The organism is Pseudomonas fuscovaginae SE-1, from assembly GCF_000364705.1.
Taxonomy (GTDB): Bacteria; Pseudomonadota; Gammaproteobacteria; order Pseudomonadales; family Pseudomonadaceae; genus Aquipseudomonas; species Aquipseudomonas fuscovaginae_A.
In genome coordinates this window covers 18,963-39,176 of sequence record NZ_AQOH01000259.1, presented here as the reverse complement: position 1 = coordinate 39,176, position 20,214 = coordinate 18,963, and the positions used below count along the sequence as shown (strand labels likewise).

General features: G+C 63.2%; 17 protein-coding genes. 7 read left to right on the top strand and 10 right to left on the bottom strand.

The genetic code is table 11. The features are described from left to right. The first annotated feature begins 5 nt into the window (after positions 1–5). Both K675_RS0121310 and K675_RS0121305 read left to right on the top strand, forming a co-directional pair. Positions 6–440: a YeeE/YedE family protein gene (locus K675_RS0121310; protein ID WP_017905499.1), complete on the top strand. Its 435-nt coding sequence runs from the start codon at positions 6–8 to the stop codon at positions 438–440. A 2-nt stretch (positions 441–442) separates the two neighbouring features. Then, positions 443–862 (top strand): DUF6691 family protein, encoded by a 420-nt coding sequence (locus K675_RS0121305; protein ID WP_017905498.1) that lies wholly within the window; start codon positions 443–445, stop codon positions 860–862. Here the strand turns inward: K675_RS0121305 and K675_RS0121300 are convergent. Both K675_RS0121300 and K675_RS0121295 read right to left on the bottom strand, forming a co-directional pair. Further along, complete coding sequence (locus K675_RS0121300; RefSeq protein ID WP_017905497.1) at positions 850–1,761, bottom strand: hypothetical protein; 912 nt, start codon at positions 1,759–1,761, stop codon at positions 850–852. The two genes, K675_RS0121305 and K675_RS0121300, sit on opposite strands and share 13 nt — an antisense overlap. 103 nt (positions 1,762–1,864) lie before the next feature. Further along, positions 1,865–2,305 (bottom strand): carboxymuconolactone decarboxylase family protein, encoded by a 441-nt coding sequence (locus K675_RS0121295; RefSeq protein WP_017905496.1) that lies wholly within the window; start codon positions 2,303–2,305, stop codon positions 1,865–1,867. A 175-nt stretch (positions 2,306–2,480) separates the two neighbouring features. Between K675_RS0121295 and K675_RS0121290 the strand changes: the two genes are divergently transcribed. Continuing rightward, entirely contained in the window at positions 2,481–3,917 is a 1,437-nt protein-coding gene (locus K675_RS0121290; protein WP_017905495.1) for a PLP-dependent aminotransferase family protein, read from the top strand. A gap of 6 nt (positions 3,918–3,923) precedes the next feature. Here K675_RS0121290 and K675_RS0121285 read toward each other — a convergent pair whose 3' ends face one another. Both K675_RS0121285 and K675_RS31205 read right to left on the bottom strand, forming a co-directional pair. Next, positions 3,924–4,670 (bottom strand): hypothetical protein, encoded by a 747-nt coding sequence (locus K675_RS0121285; protein WP_017905494.1) that lies wholly within the window; start codon positions 4,668–4,670, stop codon positions 3,924–3,926. Positions 4,671–4,672: 2 nt separating this feature from the next. Then, positions 4,673–5,887, bottom strand: a complete 1,215-nt coding sequence (locus tag K675_RS31205) for an AAA family ATPase (RefSeq protein WP_017905493.1) — start codon at positions 5,885–5,887, stop codon at positions 4,673–4,675. Between the two features lie 207 nt (positions 5,888–6,094). On the opposite strand from K675_RS31205, the gene K675_RS0121275 reads away from it, so the two are divergent. The 3 genes from K675_RS0121275 to K675_RS0121265 all read left to right on the top strand — a co-directional run bounded on the left by K675_RS0121275 (position 6,095) and on the right by K675_RS0121265 (position 10,291). Then, complete coding sequence (locus K675_RS0121275) at positions 6,095–6,592, top strand: sigma-70 family RNA polymerase sigma factor (RefSeq protein ID WP_017905492.1); 498 nt, start codon at positions 6,095–6,097, stop codon at positions 6,590–6,592. Next, the gene (locus K675_RS0121270) at positions 6,592–7,557 is read left to right on the top strand and encodes a FecR domain-containing protein (protein ID WP_017905491.1); all 966 of its coding nucleotides are present in this window, start codon (positions 6,592–6,594) and stop codon (positions 7,555–7,557) included. Before K675_RS0121275 ends, K675_RS0121270 begins: the two co-directional genes overlap by 1 nt. Before the next feature lie 301 nt (positions 7,558–7,858). Next, entirely contained in the window at positions 7,859–10,291 is a 2,433-nt protein-coding gene (locus tag K675_RS0121265; protein ID WP_017905490.1) for a TonB-dependent receptor, read from the top strand. Positions 10,292–10,330: 39 nt separating this feature from the next. On the opposite strand, the gene K675_RS0121260 is transcribed toward K675_RS0121265, so the two are convergent. Beyond that, on the bottom strand, positions 10,331–11,794 hold the full coding sequence (locus K675_RS0121260) for a mechanosensitive ion channel domain-containing protein (RefSeq protein ID WP_017905489.1): 1,464 nt from the start codon (positions 11,792–11,794) through the stop codon (positions 10,331–10,333). A 77-nt stretch (positions 11,795–11,871) separates the two neighbouring features. Beyond that, positions 11,872–12,738, bottom strand: a complete 867-nt coding sequence (locus K675_RS0121255) for a pirin family protein (RefSeq protein ID WP_017905488.1) — start codon at positions 12,736–12,738, stop codon at positions 11,872–11,874. 571 nt (positions 12,739–13,309) lie between these two features. Here K675_RS0121255 and dkgB point away from each other — a divergent pair. Further along, a complete protein-coding gene (dkgB, locus tag K675_RS0121250) occupies positions 13,310–14,113 on the top strand; it encodes a 2,5-didehydrogluconate reductase DkgB (protein WP_017905487.1) in 804 nt (267 codons plus the stop codon). A gap of 3 nt (positions 14,114–14,116) precedes the next feature. Here the strand turns inward: dkgB and K675_RS0121245 are convergent, their stop codons facing one another. The 4 genes from K675_RS0121245 to K675_RS0121230 form a co-directional block, all read right to left on the bottom strand. Then, entirely contained in the window at positions 14,117–14,743 is a 627-nt protein-coding gene (locus K675_RS0121245; protein WP_017905486.1) for a response regulator transcription factor, read from the bottom strand. Positions 14,744–14,979: 236 nt separating this feature from the next. Continuing rightward, complete coding sequence (locus K675_RS0121240) at positions 14,980–15,696, bottom strand: MgtC/SapB family protein (RefSeq protein ID WP_017905485.1); 717 nt, start codon at positions 15,694–15,696, stop codon at positions 14,980–14,982. Positions 15,697–16,414: 718 nt separating this feature from the next. After that, positions 16,415–19,180: a magnesium-translocating P-type ATPase gene (gene mgtA / locus K675_RS0121235; RefSeq protein ID WP_017905484.1), complete on the bottom strand. Its 2,766-nt coding sequence runs from the start codon at positions 19,178–19,180 to the stop codon at positions 16,415–16,417. Positions 19,181–19,677: 497 nt separating this feature from the next. Further along, entirely contained in the window at positions 19,678–20,157 is a 480-nt protein-coding gene (locus K675_RS0121230) for a sigma-70 family RNA polymerase sigma factor (RefSeq protein ID WP_017905483.1), read from the bottom strand. Positions 20,158–20,214 lie beyond the last annotated feature (57 nt).

Here is a 20,214-nt window from a genome sequence, read left to right as displayed (position 1 = left end):
TCCTCATGTCCCTCGATACGCTGCATTTCACGCCCCTTTGCGCCCTTGGCGGCGGGGTCCTCATCGGACTGGCCGCCAGCCTGTTCGTGCTGTTCAACGGACGGATCGCCGGCATCAGCGGGTTGCTCGGCAGCCTGTTGCAGCGAGGTGGCGAAGGACGTGCAGAAAAAGCCCTGTTCCTGCTCGGCTTGCTGGCGGCACCGCTGGCCTGGGGGCTGTTCCAGTTGCCGCACGTGGTCGAGTTCGAAGGCAACGGTTTCACGCTCGCCGTCGCCGGCCTGCTGGTCGGCATCGGTACCCGCTACGGTTCCGGCTGTACCAGCGGGCATGGCGTGTGCGGCATCTCACGCCTGTCGCCACGATCGATCGTCGCCACGCTGAGCTTCATGTTGGCGGGATTCCTGACGGTCTGGGTACTGCGTCACCTGGTGGGGTACTGAGCATGCGCAAGCTGACAGCCTTCCTCGCCGGCCTGCTGTTCGGCCTCGGCCTGTTGCTGGCGGGCATGAGCAATCCGGCCAAGGTCCTGGCCTTCCTCGATATCGGCGGACAGTGGGATCCTTCTCTCGCGCTGGTCATGCTCGGCGCCATCGGCAGCGCCTGGCTGCCGTTTCACTGGGCAATGAAACAGCCGCGCTCGCTGCTCGGCGCGCCCATGCAGATACCCGCTACACGAAAGCTGGATCGCCGCCTGGTCGGTGGCAGCCTGTTGTTCGGCGTGGGCTGGGGGATCGCCGGAATCTGCCCGGGCCCGGCCCTGGTGCTGCTGCCCGGCGGGCACTGGCAGAGCGCCGTGTTCGTCGCGGCGATGCTCGCTGGCATGCTGCTGTTCGCCCGCCTGCAGACTCGTCAGGGATGCTGAAGCAGCGTCAGCGGCTCGCAAGCCTGGAGATAATCGCAACCGAGCACCTCATGCAGGCGCCGGCCATCGCTCAGCCGCCGGAAGAAACCTGGCGAGCGCCACGGTGCGCGACCGTCGACATTCGGTGCGCCGCGACCGGCCAGCACATCGTCGATCCAGACCGTGCGGGTTTCAAAGGAGATCCGCGTCAGTTCGGTATGATTGGGAACGCCGGCATGGGCGTGGGCGCCGGAGAATGCCAGCAGGCTACCGGGGTCGATCACCACCGGCACCGCCACTTCATCGTCGATGGGCTCCAGCAGGTGGGGAATCGCCTGGTCGGCGTCCACCGAGTTGCGGCCATCGCGGTGCGAGCGTTGCAGCACCCGGCTCAGGTCGAAATCGGCGCTGCTGTTGGCCAGTGCCCGTTGCCAGAGCTGTGGATAAATGGCGAAGGTCCGCCCGGCGCTGATCGGGTAGATCGGCGCCCACCAGTTGGTCTGGGCATAGAGGTTCGAACCCCAGGTGTCACGATGGAAGGCGATGGTCGCGGTGGCACGGTCGCGCGGCGCGGCTTCGCCCGGTGGGTGCGGTGGCTGGAAACGCAGGTGCAGGCGATCACAGGCAATGCCGCCGGCGGCCAGCCCCAGGCTGTCGAGCACCTGCGCCCAACTGCGCTGTATGCCGTCATGTCGATGGAACAACGTCTGCAGGCGCGTGAAGCACTGTGCTTGCTGGACGTGATCCAGGTGCTGATGGATCCGGGTCGGCTCGAAGGGATACAGCGTCTCTTCCAGCAGGCCACGAGCCGCCTCGACCAGTGCCTGCATGGCCGGCAACGCCAGGGCGAACACCTCCCCGGCGTAGATCCGCGAATGAAACTCTTCAGGCATGGCTGGTGGCTGCAACTGGCTGTACATCCGGTAGCGCTCCCCATTGAGCGGGTACAAGTACCCGCACTCTAGAACAGGCGCACGCGGCGACAACAGGCTCAGTGGCGAGAAAAAACCGCCGTACAGCCGGTCACTCGGTCGGCATCTTGCGGAAACCAACCGCCAGGCGGTTCCAGCTGTTGATGGTGTTGATCGCCAAGGTCAGGTTGACCTGCTCGGCCGGGCTGAACTCGGCATTGAGCAGCGCATAGTCCTCGTCCGGGGCGTGGGTTTCCGAAACCCGGGTCAGCGCCTCGGTCCAGGCCAGGGCGGCACGCTCACGGGCACTGAAGAACGGCGTTTCACGCCAGGCCGACAGGGTGTACAGGCGCCGCTCGGTTTCACCGGCCTTGCGCGCATCGGCGCTGTGCATGTCCAGGCAGAAGGCGCAGCCGTTGATCTGCGAAGTGCGCATCTTCACCAGTTCCAGCAGGGATTTTTCCAGCGGCAGTTTGTTCACCGCCCCCTCCAGCGCCATCATGGCTTTCATGGCATCCGGCGAAGCGGTGTAGAAATCGATACGAGGTTGCATGGCAGTGCTCCTGACAGGTGGTTGATGGCGCTACGTTAAGCCCGCGAGGCCACAAGCCAAATAGCCAATTCCGGGCAAGATCGGGAAGCCAATCGGCGACCGCTGCCAAGGACACCGGCCGCAGGCTAAACTGCGGGCTGACCCGCACCACCCTCTCCTTCCAGCGAGCCCTCACATGGAACTGCACATCACCCTCGAGGGTCGTCGCGACCTGGCCCGGCAGATCACCGACCAACTGCGCAGCGCCATCACCACCGGCCAACTGGCCGCAGGCACGCAGCTGCCGCCGACCCGGCTGCTCGCCGAACAGTTGGGGGTGTCGCGCAAGACCGTGGCCGATGCCTACGCCCAGCTGACCTACGACAACCTGCTGATCGGCCGGGTCGGTGCCGGTACCTTCGTCGCCTCGCATGCCCCGCGCGAGCGCACCCCGGCCCAGGGCGAGGAACTGGCCGGTGCGGCAGTGGTACGCCAGTGGCGCGAGGCCTCGGTGCCGCTGCACCACCCGCTCGGCACCCTGCGCTACGACTTCCTCGGCGGCGCCACCAGCAAGCACCAGTTCCCCCACGACGAATGGCGTCGCTGTGTGCTCTTCGCCCTGCGCCAGACCGCCCAGGCCCGTGGTCTGTACAGCCAGCCGGAGGGTATTGCGATGCTGCGCGAGGCGATTGCCCGGCATATCGGCTTTGCCCGGGGCGTGCGCTGCAACGCCAGCGACCTGCTGGTGACCAATGGCGCCCAGCAGGCCCTGGACCTGGTCGCCCGGGTGCTGGTGGAGCCCGGCAGCCTGGTCGCTGTCGAAGACCCCGGCTACCCGCCGGCCCGACTGCTGTTCGCCGCCCAGGGCGCGCGGGTGGTGGGCGTACCGGTGGATGAACAGGGCATCCGGGTCGAGGCGATTCCCGAGGGCACGCGGCTGATCTACGTCACCCCGGCGCACCAGTTCCCGCTGGGCATGCCGATGAGCCTGGAACGCCGTCAGGCCCTGCTGGAACGCGCACGCGAGCTGGGCGCGATCATCATCGAGGATGACTACGACTGCGAGTTCCGCTACGAGGGACGGCCCACCGATTGCCTGCAGAGTCTCGACCAGCATGGCCTGGTGGCCTATGTCGGGACCTTCTCCAAGACGCTGTTGCCCGAGTTGCGCCTGGGCTACCTGGTGGCGCCGCCGGGGCTGCTCAAGGCCCTGGTCTCGGCCAAGCAACTGACCGATTGGCACACCGCGACCCTGGCCCAGTGGGCCCTGGCCAAGTTCATCAACGACGGTTACCTGGTCAAGCATATCCGCCGCTGCCACCAGGCCTACGCCAGTCGCCGCGAAAAGCTCATCGAACGGCTGGACGGCGACCTGTCACCCTGGTTCGAACGCATCCACTCCACGGCCGGCTACCACCTGGCGATCCTCAATCGCGGCGCGGTGGACATCCCGCAACTGATCGACCTGGCGAAAAGGTTCGAAGTCGGGCTGTACCCGCTGGCGCCCTTCTTCTACACCGCACCGCCACGCACCGGCCTGCTGATGGGCTACGGTTCGATCGAAACCCTGGATATCCAGCCGTCGCTGGACCGGGTGTTGGGGTTGCTTCACCAACTATGCCGTGAGAGTTGAAAACGGCTATGCAAACGGTGCTTCTGCTACAGCCGGGGTAATAACCTGATGGATAACATCACTCAGACGTTTCCGGAATTCATTGAAGCTATGCATATCGATCCGATGAGGATCCAAGTCCCCATCACGTATCGAATCATTGATCTCAGCGGCTGACGTAAGCCCATTGCGCACCCGTTCAAGCTGAGACTTGAGCGAATCTGGAGAGTCATCATTACCCGAAGCCTGTTCCAGCGCAGCGCAATGCTGATAGTTAGGTTGTCGAAATGCGCACAACAACCAGGCTTCTGACTTGGGCTTGGGCAACATAGGAATACCCAGTGATGAATCACCCGCCTCAAAACCCTTGATCATGGATTGCCATTTTGCCGACCACTCTCCTCGATCTGAAGACTGCGTACCATCAGCATCTCGGAACAAAACCGGGACGACCACGTCATCGCTCTCCTGAGTCAGAGCAGCAGCCTTGAGTGCGAGCCTGCGGGCATTTTCGTAGTAATAGCCCGTTTCTTTGGGTTTATGCTTTCCTGGTGCTGAGAACCGGCGACCGTGATGCTTGGGCTCCACAGCCAACAGTTCGGTTTTATGGACGAACTGCACAGATTGATAGCCAATCAATGAATACCCCATCAATCTCTCGATCAGCAGATCCAGAATCAGGCACATCGGGCCTGGGGAAAACTCGACCCCGTCTTCACCGTGAGACTGACGACCTATATCAGATGGCCCTTCTCCACTGACCAGAAGCAGCATTCCTATGACCTCGCGACCAAACGCCCGATCTCCTGGGGCAGACGTACCAGATCGGTATCCACAAATACCTCTCCAGGCCCCATGACAGTGAGCTTTTCCGCCACGGAGGGAATGGAAAAGAAGGGGATCGTCCGCGTTCTGCCATCCTCAGTCTTGTAGATAAGCTGAACGCCCTTTCGGGCAACATCATCTTCCAGGTAATTGAGAATCATCGGGCTATGGGTGGTCACCATGATTTGCCGATCGATGCTCACCAGATAGTCCAGCAGAAACTCGATCAGTTCCGGATTTATACCGTTTTCCACTTCGTCAAAAAGCATGAAACCATGGCTGGACAAGGTTTCCGCCAGTATCGCCATCAAGCGCAGCATGCCGTCGTTCATATGCCGGGCTTGAGTACTGAATGCTCCAGTGCTATAGCTTTCCTGAATAGCCAGGGACTTCCAGCCCGAATTCAGGGATTTGAGTTCAATTGACTGAAGTGCCGGATAATTTTTCTTAAGCATCGCCAGCAAGGAGTCCAACTCGCTTGGAGCCAACTGATGGATGAATGCGGAAAGTTTCTCTCCGGCAAAACCCAGGTCGCCATCACTTCCTCGGGCCTGTTTGCGTAAATATTGCGGAGACAGAGCATCCAGGGAGGTGATGCTGGAAACAAATTTTTTGAGCCTGAGAATTACCGGCGACAAGCGGGACTCTTTCAGAGCAGAAAGGACCGAACCCTGGTAGTCGAAGTCTATCGTTCCCCCCACCCCCCTGAGAACTCCCCCTTTTTTCTCATAAGTAGTAAGACGTCCATCACCCACCCAGAGCATGGTTTCGTCAATTTCCCATAACTCTTCGGTACAACGCAGAAAGGTCCGATTGAAGCTTGCTTTCCATGTCGCACGTTGACCATCGATGTCGAAAACGACCTCAAATTTTATGTTGCTGCTCTTGCTCAACTTGGATTTCAGGTCGATCGGTTTCCACTCACGCTTTTTCAACCACCCGGAGAAGTCCCCCTTGATTTGTTGAGAGAGGAAATCCAATGCCTGCAGGATCGTTGATTTTCCGGCACCGTTCAGCCCAATCAGGCAAGTGAAGTTCGCCAATTGCATTTCGAAACCGACAAGGGACTTGAAATTATCTATCTTGAACTCACAGAGGCGTATGCCCTCTTCCGCTGGCTGCCCGATCCGGGATCGTTCACCACCGATTTCGCGCTTACCCGTCATGATTGTTCCTTGATCTGATATCGCAGCAAAAAGGGAACCAATATAGGTCAGCCTGGCTGACCACTCAAGTTATAGGGCTTTCGCAAAACACCCGCACCTGGCAATCGTTGACACACGGCAATTGCCAGCCCATGGCACACACCGCTAGAATGAGATCAATTCTTAATTACATTCACGCAGGATGCGCTCCAGCGAGCAGTCGGTGCCATGTCGTCAGCCCATCACCCGCATATTCACACGCTCTACAGCGAGCATCACGGCTGGCTGCAGGGTTGGCTCAACCGCAAGCTGGGCAACAGCTGCGATGCCGCGGACCTGGCCCACGATACCTTCCTGCGCCTGCTCAGCCGCCCTGCCGCACGCTCGCTGGGTAGCGAGCCGCGCGCGCTGCTGACGCACATCGCCAAGGGCCTGATGGTCGACCGCTGGCGCCGCCAGGAAGTCGAACGGGCCTATCTGGAAACCATCGCCCACCTGCCACCGCAGGAAGTGCCGTCGCCGGAAACCCGCCTGCTGATCCTGGAAACCCTGTGGCGGATCGAGGCGCTGCTGCGGGAGATGCCACGCAAGACCCGCGAGGCGTTCCTGCTGTCGCAGATCGACGGCCTGACCTACCAGGAGATCGCCGAACGCCTGGGCGTCTCGCTGATCAGCGTCAAGCGCTACATGCGTGATGCGTTCATCGCTTGCCTGAGCGTCGCCTGATGAGCCAAGCCCCGATCAACCCTCGTATCCTCGGCGAAGCCGCCGACTGGCTGGTGCAACTGCATTCCGGCGCGGCCTCGGCAGCTGATCGCCTGGCCATCGAACAGTGGCGCCAGCGCAGTGCCGAACATGCCCAGGCCTGGCAACGGGCTGAAGCGGTGCTCGGCGACTTTCGCAGCGTGCCCGCCGCAATCGTCAGGGACACCCTCAAGCGCACCGAACGCCAGCAGGGCCTCGGTCGCCGCCAGGTGCTGAACCGTATCGGTCTGTTGCTGCTGGCCGCCCCCCTTGGCGTCGCCTGGCAGCGCGGCACCTGGGAGCAATGGACGGCCGACCAGCGCACCGCGGTCGGCGAACAGCGCACCCTGAACCTGGCCGACGGCAGTCAGGTCCTGCTCAACACCGACAGCTCGCTGGACATCGCCTTCAGCGGCCAGGAGCGCCGGCTGATCCTGTTGACCGGCGAGATCCTGGTCAACACTGCCCGCGACCCGTCACCGCGCCACCGGCCGTTCATCGTCGAGACCCCGCAAGGTACTGCGCGAGCGCTGGGCACCCGCTTCAACGTGCGGATCGACGGACAACGCAGTGAAGTCGCGGTGCTCGAAGGCGCCGTTGAGCTCGAGGCCCAGGCCGGTGGTGCCAGCTCGACGCTGCAGGTCGGGCAACGGGCGGGGCTGCGCTACAGCCGGGTCGAGCCGCTGGAAAACTTCGATATCGCCAGCCTGACCTGGGACCGCGGCATGCTGCTGGCGCGCGACATGCGCCTGGCGGATGTGCTGCAGGAACTGGGGCGCTACCGGCCAGGTGTGTTGCGCTGCCAGTCGACGGTGGCCGAGTTGCGGGTGTCGGGGGCGTTTTCGCTGAAGGACACCGATTCGAGCCTGCAACTGCTGCAGAACACCTTGCCGCTGAAGGTCAGCCGGTTGACCCGCTATTGGGTGTCGGTCGAGGGTCGAGCCTGATTGTAGGTGCAGCCGGTCGACGCTCGATTGCTCGCGAGGGTAGCCCAGACACCACGGGGCATCAGAGACCCGCGTCATCGTTGATCGTTCCCACGCTCTGCGTGGAAACGCAGCCCGTGACGCTCCGCGTCGCAAGAGCGGACGCTGAGCGTCCTGGGAGGCATTCCCACGCCGAGCGTGGGAACGATCGAAGCTTGACCGGGAACAGAGTCTCTACAGTTTCACTGATACCTTTTTCACGCTCGTCCGGTGTGTGGATAACCCCCTGCGTTTCCACGCTCCTGACAGGAATGATTGCTCGATGACCTCCAGGCACCACCCCCTGACGTCCCGCCTGCCGCTCCAGGCGCTGACCCTGGCCCTTGGCCTGACCCTCGGCGTCACCCTGCCCGCCAGCGGCCACGCCAACGAAATCACTGCGCAAAATGCCCCACGCCACTACCGCATCGCCGCCGGCCCGCTGCACCAGGTGCTGGCGCAGTTCGCCGTCAGTGCTGGCGTGCCGCTGTCCTTCGACCCGGCCCTGCTGGGCAATCGCCAGAGCCCCGGGCTAAACGGCAACTACGGCGTCCTCGAAGGCTTCCAGCAACTGCTGCACGGCAGCGGCTTCGACCTGATCAGCAGCGGCACCAGCGGCTACACCCTCGCCCCCCATGTCGAATCCAATGGCGCCCTGGAGCTGGGCGCGACCACCATCAGCGGCGAGTCCGCCGCCGACGCCGAGGTCTACAGCGGTGGCCAGGTGGCCCGCAGTGCCCGCCTGGGGCTGCTCGGCAACCAGTCGGTCGAGGACGTGCCCTTCAGTGTCACCAGCTACACTGCCCAGACCATCCGCGACCAGCAGGCGCAAACCGTCGGCGATGTGCTGCTCAACGATGCCTCGGTACGCCAGTCCTCCGGCTTCGGCAACTTCTCCCAAGTGTTCGTGATCCGCGGCCTGCCACTGAACGGCGACGATATCGCCTACAACGGCCTGTACGGTGTACTGCCACGACAGATCATCGCCACCGAGGCGCTGGAGCGGGTCGAGCTGTTCAAGGGGCCGAACGCCTTCATCAACGGCGTCACCCCCGGCGGCAGCGGCATCGGCGGCGGGGTCAACCTGCAGCCCAAGCGCGCCGAGGACATACCGACCCGCAGTGTCACCCTCGATGCCGGTGGCTCCGGCCGCACCGGCGCGCACGTCGACCTGGGCCAACGCTTCGGTGAAGACAACCGCTTCGGCGCCCGCCTCAACCTGCTGCAACGCGAGGGCGACAGCGGGATCGACGACGAGGACCGCCGCTCGACCCTCGCCACCCTCGGCCTGGACTATCGCGGCGAACGCCTGCGGCTGTCGGCGGATCTCGGCTACCAGAAGCAGGTGATCAACCAGGGCCGGCCGGTGATCTACCTCGACGCCAGCCTGGACAAGGTGCCCCATGCGCCGTCGGCCAAGGACAACTACGCCCAGTCCTGGAGCTATTCACAGCTGGAAGACACCTTCGGCATGGCCCGGGCCGAATATGACTTCAACGACAACTGGACCGGCTATGTCGCCGGTGGCGCCAAGTACACCCGGGAGAACGGCGTCTACTCCTCGCTGACCCTCACCGACACGGCCGGCAACGCCCGTGGCGGGATGCTCTACTCGCCCCACACCGAGGACAACCGCAGCCTGATGACCGGGCTCAACGGCCACCTGCAGACCGGCCCGGTCAGCCATCAACTGAGCTTCGGCCTGGCCGGCATGTGGGGCGAACAGCGCTCGGCCTACCAGAACATCGACAGCGGCGCACGCTACTACAACAACATCTACGGCGTGGTCCCGCGGCCACGGCCGGTGGCGACCTCGTTCGGCAGCGACATCCATGACCCTCGGGTGGTCGGCCGGAACCAGATCCGCAGCACGGCGATAGCCGACACCCTGGGCTTTCTCGACGACCGCGTGCTGCTGACCGTCGGTGCACGCCGCCAGTCCATCGTGGTCAACGGCTGGAACACCGTCACCGGCGTGCACAACGCCAGCTACGACGAGTCGATCACCACGCCGGTCTACGGCCTGGTGATCAAGCCCTGGGACCATGTGTCCCTCTATGCCAACCGCATCGAAGGCCTGGCCAAGGGTCCGTCAGCCCCCACCACCGCGATCAACAGCACCGAGACCTTTGCGCCGGTGCGCAGCAAGCAGGTCGAGGCCGGGGTACGGGTGGACATGGACAGCTACGGCGGCAGCCTGGGCGTCTATCGCATTGAGCAGCCCTCCAGCTACACCGGTTCCGACCGGATTTTCCGGGTCGAGGGTGAGCAGATCAACAAGGGCGTCGAGCTGACTCTGTTCGGCGAGCCGCTGCAGGGGCTGCGCCTGTTGGGTGGCGCGACGGTGATGAAGACCGAGTTGACCGGTACCCTCAATGGCACCAACGATGGCAACCGCGCGATCGGCGTACCGAGCTTCCAGTTCAACCTGGGCGCCGACTGGGACGTACCGGGTATCGAGGGCGCGGCGCTGAGCGCACGGATGCTGCGTACCGGCGGGCAATATGCGAACGCCAGCAACACCTTGAGCCTGCCGAGCTGGAACCGCTTCAACCTGGGCTCGCGCTATCGCTTCAAGCTGGACGAGAAGGAAGTCACCCTGCGGGCCAACCTGGAGAACGTGGCGAATACTGCCTATTGGGCTTCGGCCAACGGCGGCTACCTGACCCAGGGCACACCGCGAACCCTGAAAGTCTCGGCGACCGTGGATTTCTGATCGAGCGCGGCGCACCGCTGCAAGCCGCCACTCCCAATCCTACAGTCCACGGCTACGCAGCCACTGCATGAACCCCCGCTTGACCTCCGGCTTGGGCACTTCGCGGGTAAAGTTCTGCGCCGCATGCAGGCGATGGTCGACCAGGGTCCTCATCGCCTCGCCGATATCATGCCGGGCATCCAGGCAGGGTTTGAGGTATTCCTTCTCGATCCGGTACAGCAGGCAATCGGTCTTGGCCGTGAAGTCCGCCGGCATCCCCTGCTCGGCGACGATTCCGGCCTCGCCGATCACCTCGCCCGGCCCCATCCGCGCGGCCTCGATGGACTTTTCGTCGCGCAACAGCGTCACCGACACCACGCCCGACTCGATGATGAACAGATGATCGCTGACCTCGCCACGCGGCAGGATCATGCTGCCAGCCCGGAACAGTTGCGGCACCATGTTCTGACTGAAGGTTTCCTTCTCCTCGGAACGCAGCGTCGAGAAGATCGGCGAGCTCTCCAGCAACGCCCGTGGCCGCGAGGTGCTGCTCGGCAATGCGCTCTCCGCCGCCGACAGCAGGCTCACGCCCGACGCCTGCAAATGCCGGAACGCGAGGTCGAACAGCTGGTTGCGCACCTCGCGCTTGAGTCCCATGCTCGCGACGAAACCGGTGATTTCATACTCCACACCGGCCGCGCCGGAGCTTTTCAGCGCCACGCTCGGGGCCGGCGTGGTCAGCAGTGCCCGGCACCCGAGCACCGCACGTTCCAGCGCCTCGATCACCACATGGGGCCGCACATGAGGGCTGACCTGCAGGCTGATGGTCAAACCGTGCACATCGCTGGGACGACTGAAGTTGATGATCCGCGCCTTCGCCGCCAGCGAGTTGGGCACCACCGCCAGACTGCCCTGGGAGGTCTGCAGGCGCGTCGCGCGCCAATCGATGTCGACCACCCGGCCTTCGGTACCGTCGATGGAGATCCAGTCATCGACCTGATAAGGCTTGGTGGTGTTGAGCACGATGCCGGAGAACACGTCGCTGAGGGTACTCTGCAAGGCCAGGCCGACGATGATCGCGAAGGCGCCGGAGGTCGCCAGCACGCCCTTGACCGGCAGGTCGAGAACATAGGCCGCCGCCGCGATGATCGCGATCAGAAAGATGATCGCCCCCAGCACGTCCTGCAAGAGTCGACCGGCATGGCCGACCCGCTGCATCATCACCGTGCCGACCAGGACCGTCAGGGTCCGCGCGCCGAACAGCCACCAGCCGATCTGCAAGCCGATTGCCGCCAGGTGCCGCGGGATATCGTCAGGCCACGGCGCGATCTGCATCGGATTCATGCCTTCGTTGAACAGCACCAGGCTGTACAGCGAAAACACGCTCAGGCGCACCACCAGCTTCCAGTTGCCGCTACGCGAACCGAGCAGGCGCCACAGCAGGAGGTCGATCACCAACAGAAACAGCGCGCATAGCAGCGGGTGATCGAGCAACAAGGGTTGTTGGGTGAACAGGTCAGGCATCGCACGGCTCCGAAAACAGCTGGACAGCTGCAGGCGCCAAGGATAGCCCGCTTTCACCCACGGCTCACAGCCTGTGTTCAGTCATCCATCTGGCCGAAACGACCGCTGTGGAAGTCGACGAATGCCTGGTGGATTTCGGCCTCGGTATTCATCACAAAGGGCCCATGGCCCACGATCGGTTCGTCGATCGGTTCACCACTGAGCAACAGCAGCATGGCATCGCCATCAGCCTCCAGCCGCAACTGCTTGCCGGCCTGTTCGAACACCACCAGTTGCCCGGCGCTCGCCAGTGCTTCGCCGTTGATCCGCACACTGCCGCGCAGCATTACCAGCACCGTGTTGTGGCCGGCCTGCAGGTCGAGGTCCAGCGGCTTGCCGCCGGCCAGGCGAAGGTCCCAGACATCGATCGGCGTGAAAGTCCGCGCCGGGCCACGCTGGCCGTCGAACTCGCCGGCGATCAGGCGCAGGTGGCCGGCACCGTCCTTGAGGGCGATGTTCGGGATGTCGCGATCGAGGATGCCCTGGTAGCCAGCCGACGCCGACTTGTCACGCGCCGGCAGGTTGACCCACAGCTGGACCATTTCCAGCCGGCCGCCACGGCGGGCGAAGGCTTCGGAATGGAACTCCTCGTGGATGATTCCCGCCGCCGCGGTCATCCATTGCACGTCGCCCGGGCCGATGATGCCGCCGGCGCCGGTGGAGTCGCGGTGTTCGACTTCGCCGTCATAGACGATGGTCACGGTTTCGAAACCGCGATGGGGGTGCTGGCCGACGCCACGACGCCCGGTGGTCGGGGTGAATTCGGCCGGACCGGCGTGATCGAGCATCAGGAACGGGCTGATCCGCTGGCCCAGGCCATCGTAGGAAAACAGCGTGCGCACCGGGAAACCGTCGCCGACCCAGTGGCCGCGCGGACTGGTATAGATGCCAAGAATCTTTTTCATGGATGCCTCCATCAAGTCATGGGGCATAGCTTAGATTCGCTGCGTTTTTAGCGGTAGTCGGCAAAAATCAACCTCATCGTCCCAGCGATGGAACGAACGATTGGGATGCGGCTGATGGCCTGATGCGGGTGTGCGCTTGTGACGCCGGAGCGTCACGGGAGGCATTCCCACGCGGAGCGTGGGAACGATCGGTGTGCGGCGGTCCAGGGCGTGAGAGCCATCGGTACGGGAGCGGAGCGTCGCAGCTATCGGTGTGGGGCAGTCCAGAGCGTGGGAATCATCGGTGCGTGTTGCACGACCGTGATGGGAGATGCTGATGGCGGTGACAACCGACTTGGAAGGATTTGCTGACACTTGCCAGGCTGGTAATGCTCCAGACGCGCCTAGACTCAACTGATGATCGTTCCCACGCTCTGCGTGGGAATGCATCCAAGGACGCTGCGCGTCCCCCCACCTGGCCACGTGAATTCGTGCCGGCTGGTAAAGAGTCCTTTTCCCCAGCCTGTATTTTTCTCAAAGATAGGGATGGGGATACTCCTGCCCATTCCCACCGTCATTCCAGGAGTCAACCATGTCTGTCCCCGCCTTTGGCCTCGGTACCTTTCGCCTGCAGGGCCAGGTCGTCATCGATTCGGTCAGGACCGCTCTCGAGCTCGGCTACCGGGTCGTCGACACCGCACAGATCTACGAGAACGAAGCCGAAGTCGGCCAGGCCATCGCCGCCAGCGGCGTAGCCTGCGATGAGCTGTTCATCACCAGCAAGATCTGGGTCGCCAACTTCGCCGGGGACAAGCTGATCCCCAGCCTCCGGGACAGTCTGCGCAAGCTTGGCACCGATTACCTCGACCTGACCCTGATCCACTGGCCATCGCCCGGGAACGAAGTGCCGGTCACCGAATTCATGGCCGCCCTGCTGGAAGCCAAGCGACTGGGCCTGACCCGCCAGATCGGTATCTCCAACTTCACCGTCGACCTGATGCAACAGGCCATCGCCGCCGTCGGTGCCGAACAGATCGCCACCAACCAGATCGAACTGCACCCCTACCTGCAGAACCGCAAGGTGGTGGAATTCGCCCAGAGCCAGGGCATCCAGATCACTTCCTACATGACCCTGGCCTACGGCGAAGTGCTCAAGGATCCGGTCATCCAGCAGATAGCCGAACGGCACCAGGCCACCCCGGCCCAGGTGGCCCTGGCCTGGGCCATGCAACTGGGCCATGCGGTGATCCCGTCCTCGACCCGACGCGAGAACCTGGCCAGCAACCTCAAGGCCCGCGAGCTGCGCCTGAGCGATGATGACATGGCGCTGATCGCCGGCCTGGAACGCGGCCACCGCCTGACCAGCCCGGCCGGCCTCGCCCCGGCCTGGGACTGAGCCTCAGAGCAACTGGTTGCGCTTGGCGAACTCCGCCAGCGCCACCACTGACTTGAGGTTGAGCTTGTCGATCAGCCGGGTCTTGTAGGTGCTCACGGTCTTGTCGCTGAGCAGCATCAGTTCGCTGATCTCCTTGTTCTTCATGCCCCGGGCGATGTAGCGCAGGATACTCAGCTCGCGATTGCTGAGGTTTTCGATCTGGCGTGCCTCGGTTTCGTTGACATGGGTGGCCATGCGCCCATGGTCTTCCAGCCGAGGGAAGAAACTCTTGTTGAGCATCACCGCCCGCACTGCCAGTTGCAGTTCATCGAGTTCGGCGGTCTTGGAGACATAGCCCAGGGCACCGGCACGCATGCAGCGCTCGGAGTAGAACGCCGGCGATTGCTCGGTCAGCACCACGATCCTGCTGGGCAGGCCCAGCGCGCTGATCCGGGTGATGACCTCCAGGCCATCGAGCCTGGGAATGTTCAGGTCCATCACGATCAACTGCGGCTCCAGTTCCCTGGCCCTCTGTACCGCATCGACGCCGTTGTCGGCCTCGGCCAGCACCTCGTAGTCGAGTTTCTCCAGCAATATCTTGATAGCCAGGCGAACGAACGGGTGATCGTCCACAATCAGTGCTGTACGCATCGCAAATCCTTGAGAAGTACGCCGGCCACTGCTTGAGACAGGTACGTGCTTGCATCGATCGAAAGAGAAAGGAATCCAACGAATTCAAGTGTAGGAAAGTTCTTGGATGCCTGCCTGAGCACGGCCCTCTTGCGACCTAGCGGGCCGACCGGACGGATCGCGCACTTTAGCGACCGCCCCCCGAGAGATATGTAGGAATAATCCCAAGACCAAGCCTTCGCAGCGGAAGATGCGGCTCAATCGGTGGTACTCGGGCTCCAGAACGCCTGTTGCACGCGACTGGACGTCGACAGGCGTGCCACCAGCGCATCCAGCTCATCGCCGTCGATCGAGTTGGCTGCCAGGGTCGCCTCGATTTCCACTTCGTCGTCGCCGACCGGGCGCACCTCGACATCGCTGGCCGGATAGTTGCTGCGCTCCAATTCCTTTTCCAGCAGCGACAGCACCACTTTCTGCTCGGCGCGCAGCGCGCTCAGGTAGAGGATGTAGGTGACCTCCGCCGAGACCACGTCGAGCGGCTGGCGGTTGATGTAGTTGACGATCGGTCGCAGCAGGGTGTTGGCCGCCAGCACGAACAGCGTGCCGAGCAGCGCCTCGAGGATCAGGTCGGCCCCGGCACAGGCACCGACCGCCGCCGAAGCCCAGAGCGTGGCAGCGGTGTTCAGGCCACGAACGTTGCCCTCCTCGCGCATGATCACCCCGGCACCGAGAAAGCCGATGCCGGAGACCACGTAGGCGACCACCCGCACCGCGCCCTCGGCACCACCGAGGCGGTTGGCCATGTCGACGAAGATCGCCGCCCCGACCGCCACCAGCACGTTGGTGCGCAGGCCGGCGGTGCGCTGACGGTACTGGCGTTCGAAACCGATCAGGGCACCGAGGATGAAGGCCGCACTCAGGCTGACCAAAGTATCGCTCAGCGATTCGAGATTGATGTTGTCGAGGGCCTTCATCCATTCACTCCATTTTCGATGATGTTCTCTAACCGACCACCCAGGCTATCGCCCCCTGGTTGGCTACAACCCTGTGGCGAGCAGGCTTGCCTGCGCTCGGCTGCAAAGCAGCCGCAAACCTCAACACTCAACCTGCCTGACACACCAAGCACACCGGTTCCAGGAGCGCTGCGCACTCCAGCGCGGGCAAGCCCGCTCACCACAAAACCGGCTCCACCACAAAAACCGCTCACCACAACCAACCGCTCAAGGGCCCCCCCCTACCTGTGGCGAGCAGGCTTGCCTGCGCTCGGCTGCAAGGCAGCCGCAAACCTCAACACTCAACCTGCCTGACACACCAAGCACACCGGTTCCAGGAGCGCTGCGCACTCCAGCGCGGGCAAGCCCGCTCACCACAAAACCGGCTCCACCACAAAAACCGCTCGCCACAACCAACCGCTCAAGGGACACCCACTACCTGTGGCGAGCAGGCTTGCCTGCGCTCGGCTGCAAGGCAGCCGCAAACCTCAACACTCAACCTGCCTGACACACCAAGCACACCGGTTCCAGGAGCGCTGCGCACTCCAGCGCGGGCAAGCCCGCTCACCACAAAACCGGCTACACCACAAAAACCGCCCGCCACAAACCCACTCGCCACAACCAACCGCTCAAGGCCCCCCCCTACCTGTGGCGAGCAGGCTTGCCTGCGCTCGGCTGCAGAGCAGCCGCAAAACGGCCCTCACTGCCAGCCGAACCGGCGGCTGTAGAAGCCTTTCACCGCCTGCGTCAGCGCCATGTACGCCAGCAGGATCACCGGCAGGAACACGAAGTACAACGATGGCAACGCCTGCAGCTTGAAGTAGTGCGCCAGCGGCCCCATCGGCAGGAAGATCCCCACGGCCATGATGATCCCGGTCATCACCATCAGCGGCATGGCCGCGCGGCTTTGCAGGAATGGAATCTTCGGCGTGCGGATCATGTGCACGATCAGCGTCTGGGTCAGCAGGCCGACCACGAACCAGCCCGACTGGAACAGCGTCTGGTGGTCCGGGGTGTTGGCATCGAAGACATACCACATCAACGCGAACGTGGTGATGTCAAAGATCGAACTGATCGGCCCGAAGAAGAACATGAAGCGCCCGACGTCCGCCGGCTGCCAGCGCTGCGGCTTGCGCAGCAGGTCTTCGTCGACGTTATCGAACGGGATGGCGATCTGCGAGATGTCGTACAGCAGGTTCTGCACCAGCAGGTGCATCGGCAGCATCGGCAGGAACGGAATGAAGGCGCTGGCCACCAGCACCGAGAACACGTTGCCGAAGTTCGAACTGGCGGTCATCTTGATGTACTTGAGCATGTTGGCAAAGGTCCGGCGACCTTCGAGCACGCCCTCCTCCAGCACCATCAGGCTCTTTTCCAGCAGGATGATATCAGCCGCCTCTTTGGCGATATCCACGGCACTGTCCACCGAGATACCGATGTCGGCGGTGCGCAGGGCCGGTGCGTCGTTGATGCCGTCGCCCATGAAACCGACCACGTGCCCGTTGGCCTTGAGCAGGCGAACGATGCGTTCCTTGTGCGACGGGGTCAGCTTGGCGAACACGTTGGTGGTCTCGATCGCCTTGGCCAACTGTTTGTCGCTCATGCGCTCGATGTCGCTGCCCATCAACAGTCCCTGCTGCTCCAAGCCGACCTCACGGCAGATCTTGGCGGTGACCAGTTCATTGTCACCGGTCAGCACCTTCACCGCGACACCATGTTCGGCCAGCGCACGAAGGGCCGGCGCGGTGCTTTCCTTGGGTGGGTCGAGGAAGGCCACGTAGCCGATCAGGGTCAGGTCCTGCTCATCCGCCAGGCTGTAGACGTCGCTCCCGGCCTCCATGGAGCGCGCGGCAACCGCCACCACCCGCAGGCCTTCTTCGTTGAAGGCCGCGGTGACCTGACGAATCCGCGCCAGCAGTTCGTCACTGAGTGCGACCTCGGCTTCGCCGTGACGAACCCGGCTGCACACCGACAGCACCTCTTCCACCGCGCCCTTGCAGATCAGCAGATGCGGATGATCCTGCTCGGCCACCACCACCGACATGCGCCGGCGATTGAAGTCGAACGGAATCTCGTCGACCTTGCGGAACGCGGTGCCGACCTGCAGCTCGCGATAGATCTCGACATGTTCGAGCACGGCGACGTCCAGCAGGTTCTTCAACCCGGTCTGGTAGTAGCTGTTGAGGTAGGCCATTTCCAGCACGTCCTCGGACTCCTCGCCCCAGACGTCGACATGGCGGGCCAGGAAGATCTTGTCCTGGGTCAGAGTGCCGGTCTTGTCGGTGCACAGCACGTCCATCGCGCCGAAGTTCTGGATCGCGTCCAGGCGCTTGACGATGACCTTCTTGCGCGACAGGAACACCGCGCCCTTGGCCAGGGTCGAGGTGACGATCATCGGCAGCATTTCCGGGGTCAGGCCGACGGCGATCGACAGCGCGAACAGCAGCGCCTCCATCCAGTCGCCCTTGGTGAAGCCATTGATGAACAGCACCAGTGGCGCCATCACGAACATGAAGCGGATCAGCAGCCAGCTGACCTTGTTCACACCGTGCTGAAACGAGGTCGGCGCACGGTCGGTGGCGCTGACCCGCTGGGCCAGGGCGCCGAAGTAGGTGTTGTTGCCGGTGGTCAGGACCACGGCGGTGGCGGCCCCGGAGACCACGTTGGTGCCCATGAACAGGATGTTGTCCAGGTCCAGCGGGTTGGTGGCGCTGGGATCGATCTGGCGGACGAACTTCTCCACCGGCATCGACTCGCCGGTCATCGCCGCCTGGCTGACGAACAGGTCCTTGGCGGTCAGCACCCGGCAGTCGGCGGGAATCATGTCGCCCGCCGAGAGCACGATCAGGTCGCCCGGCACCAGTTGGCGGATCGGCAGTTCGATGCGCTGGGCACCCTGCACCTGCGTGGCGCTGGCGTGGAACCTGCCGAACACCGGCGAGGTGTCCGCGGCGAAATCCCGGCGCATGACGGTCGCGGTATTGCTGACCATGGCCTTGAGCGCATCGGCGGCCCTGTTCGATTTGGCCTCCTGCCAGAAGCGCAACAGGGTCGAGAGCACCACCATGGAGAAGATCACCGTGGCGGCCTTGAGGTCATCGGTCAGCCAGGAGATCAGCGCCAGCAGGGTCAGCAGCAGGTTGAAGGGGTTCTTGTAGCAGTGCCACAGGTGTACCCACCACGGCAGCGGCTGCTCATGCTCGACCTCGTTGAACCCGAACTGCTCGCGCAGGGCCTGGGCCTGGGCTTCGCTCAAGCCGTCGGCATGAGCACCGAGACGTTCCATCAGCCCCTGGGGATGATCATTGGCCGCCGCCACCAGGGTCTGCGCCAGGGTCGGCGGGACCTCGCGGCTGACCGTGGCGTCGGTCATGCTTTCGAGCAGGGCCAGGCGACGGAAATGCCGGGCGAAATGCCGGGTCCGCAGGAAACCGGCAAAGAATTCTTTCAACAGGGTGAGTTTCATGGGGCTGCCTCCCGTACCACCGGCCCGGCTCCTGCAACGGCAGGGACACGGGCGACGTTGATCTTGCGAGCGGAGTCCGCATGCACGATACCGCCAGGCCGCGTTACCCAGGATGGGACAGGCGCGGCCGGCCGCCCGGCAAAAACGCCAGGCGTGTCGATAGCGTCGCGACGGGCCACGGGGCCACATCACAGGCTGTTCAGTGTCGGGAAAAGGGACTTCGGGATACCGCCGCCAGGGGCGGTGATCGGGATGCCGCTTCTCGCTTTCGGGCGAGACAACGACAGGGAGAGACTGCGCGTTATCTTGCCGGGAATATGCCGGTCATCGGAACCGGCCGACTACTGTCACTCGAACAAGTACCCACATGGGCCTCCGCAATGGATGAAAACGCGCGAAGCTTACACTTCGACATTTGCAGCGTAAACGGTAACAAAGTGTTTCGCAGGGCTACCGGAAAGTTCTTCAGGAAGGGTTCAGGTTCAGGCCTCCCGGCCTCATTCGCAGTCCCACTGGCGCATGCGGGCACGGCAGTGTTTCATAGCGTTGACGATATGTTTTTCCACCAGGCTGCGGGAAATGTTCAGGCGCTCGGAGATCTCCGGATGCGACAGGCCCTCCAGCTTGCGCAGCATGAAACTGTCACGGCACAGGCTCGGCAATTCGGCAAGGGCGCGCTGCAGCATGTCCAGGCGCAGGTCACGATCCAGTTCGGTTTGCGGTGATGGGCTGAAAAACCGCTCGTCGGTATCGAGCACCGCCAAAGGCTCGTTCTGGCGCACGGCATTGCGCCGCCGGTCGTCGATCATCAGGTTCATCGCCGTGCGATAGAGGAACGCCCGCGGTTGTTCTATCGGTCTATCGCTGGAGCGCTCCAGCACCCGTAGATAGGCATCATGCACCACATCCTCGACAACCTGACGATTGCCCAGCTTCGCATTGAAGAAACACACCAGTTCACGGTAGTAGTTTTCCAATATGACTCCTGTCCGCACACTCGGCGGGGCCGGTCCTTGAGTCATCGGCGATCAGGG

What these genes read in the sequence shown, in the direction of transcription:
- K675_RS0121310 (WP_017905499.1), top strand. Translation starts at nt 6, where the DNA reads ATGTCCCTCGATACGCTGCATTTCACGCCCCTTTGCGCCCTTGGCGGC.
- K675_RS0121305 (WP_017905498.1), top strand. Translation starts at nt 443, where the DNA reads ATGCGCAAGCTGACAGCCTTCCTCGCCGGCCTGCTGTTCGGCCTCGGC.
- K675_RS0121300 (WP_017905497.1), bottom strand. Translation starts at nt 1,761, where the DNA reads ATGTACAGCCAGTTGCAGCCACCAGCCATGCCTGAAGAGTTTCATTCG.
- K675_RS0121295 (WP_017905496.1), bottom strand. Translation starts at nt 2,305, where the DNA reads ATGCAACCTCGTATCGATTTCTACACCGCTTCGCCGGATGCCATGAAA.
- K675_RS0121290 (WP_017905495.1), top strand. Translation starts at nt 2,481, where the DNA reads ATGGAACTGCACATCACCCTCGAGGGTCGTCGCGACCTGGCCCGGCAG.
- K675_RS0121285 (WP_017905494.1), bottom strand. Translation starts at nt 4,670, where the DNA reads ATGCTGCTTCTGGTCAGTGGAGAAGGGCCATCTGATATAGGTCGTCAG.
- K675_RS31205 (WP_017905493.1), bottom strand. Translation starts at nt 5,887, where the DNA reads ATGACGGGTAAGCGCGAAATCGGTGGTGAACGATCCCGGATCGGGCAG.
- K675_RS0121275 (WP_017905492.1), top strand. Translation starts at nt 6,095, where the DNA reads ATGTCGTCAGCCCATCACCCGCATATTCACACGCTCTACAGCGAGCAT.
- K675_RS0121270 (WP_017905491.1), top strand. Translation starts at nt 6,592, where the DNA reads ATGAGCCAAGCCCCGATCAACCCTCGTATCCTCGGCGAAGCCGCCGAC.
- K675_RS0121265 (WP_017905490.1), top strand. Translation starts at nt 7,859, where the DNA reads ATGACCTCCAGGCACCACCCCCTGACGTCCCGCCTGCCGCTCCAGGCG.
- K675_RS0121260 (WP_017905489.1), bottom strand. Translation starts at nt 11,794, where the DNA reads ATGCCTGACCTGTTCACCCAACAACCCTTGTTGCTCGATCACCCGCTG.
- K675_RS0121255 (WP_017905488.1), bottom strand. Translation starts at nt 12,738, where the DNA reads ATGAAAAAGATTCTTGGCATCTATACCAGTCCGCGCGGCCACTGGGTC.
- dkgB (WP_017905487.1), top strand. Translation starts at nt 13,310, where the DNA reads ATGTCTGTCCCCGCCTTTGGCCTCGGTACCTTTCGCCTGCAGGGCCAG.
- K675_RS0121245 (WP_017905486.1), bottom strand. Translation starts at nt 14,743, where the DNA reads ATGCGTACAGCACTGATTGTGGACGATCACCCGTTCGTTCGCCTGGCT.
- K675_RS0121240 (WP_017905485.1), bottom strand. Translation starts at nt 15,696, where the DNA reads ATGAAGGCCCTCGACAACATCAATCTCGAATCGCTGAGCGATACTTTG.
- mgtA (WP_017905484.1), bottom strand. Translation starts at nt 19,180, where the DNA reads ATGAAACTCACCCTGTTGAAAGAATTCTTTGCCGGTTTCCTGCGGACC.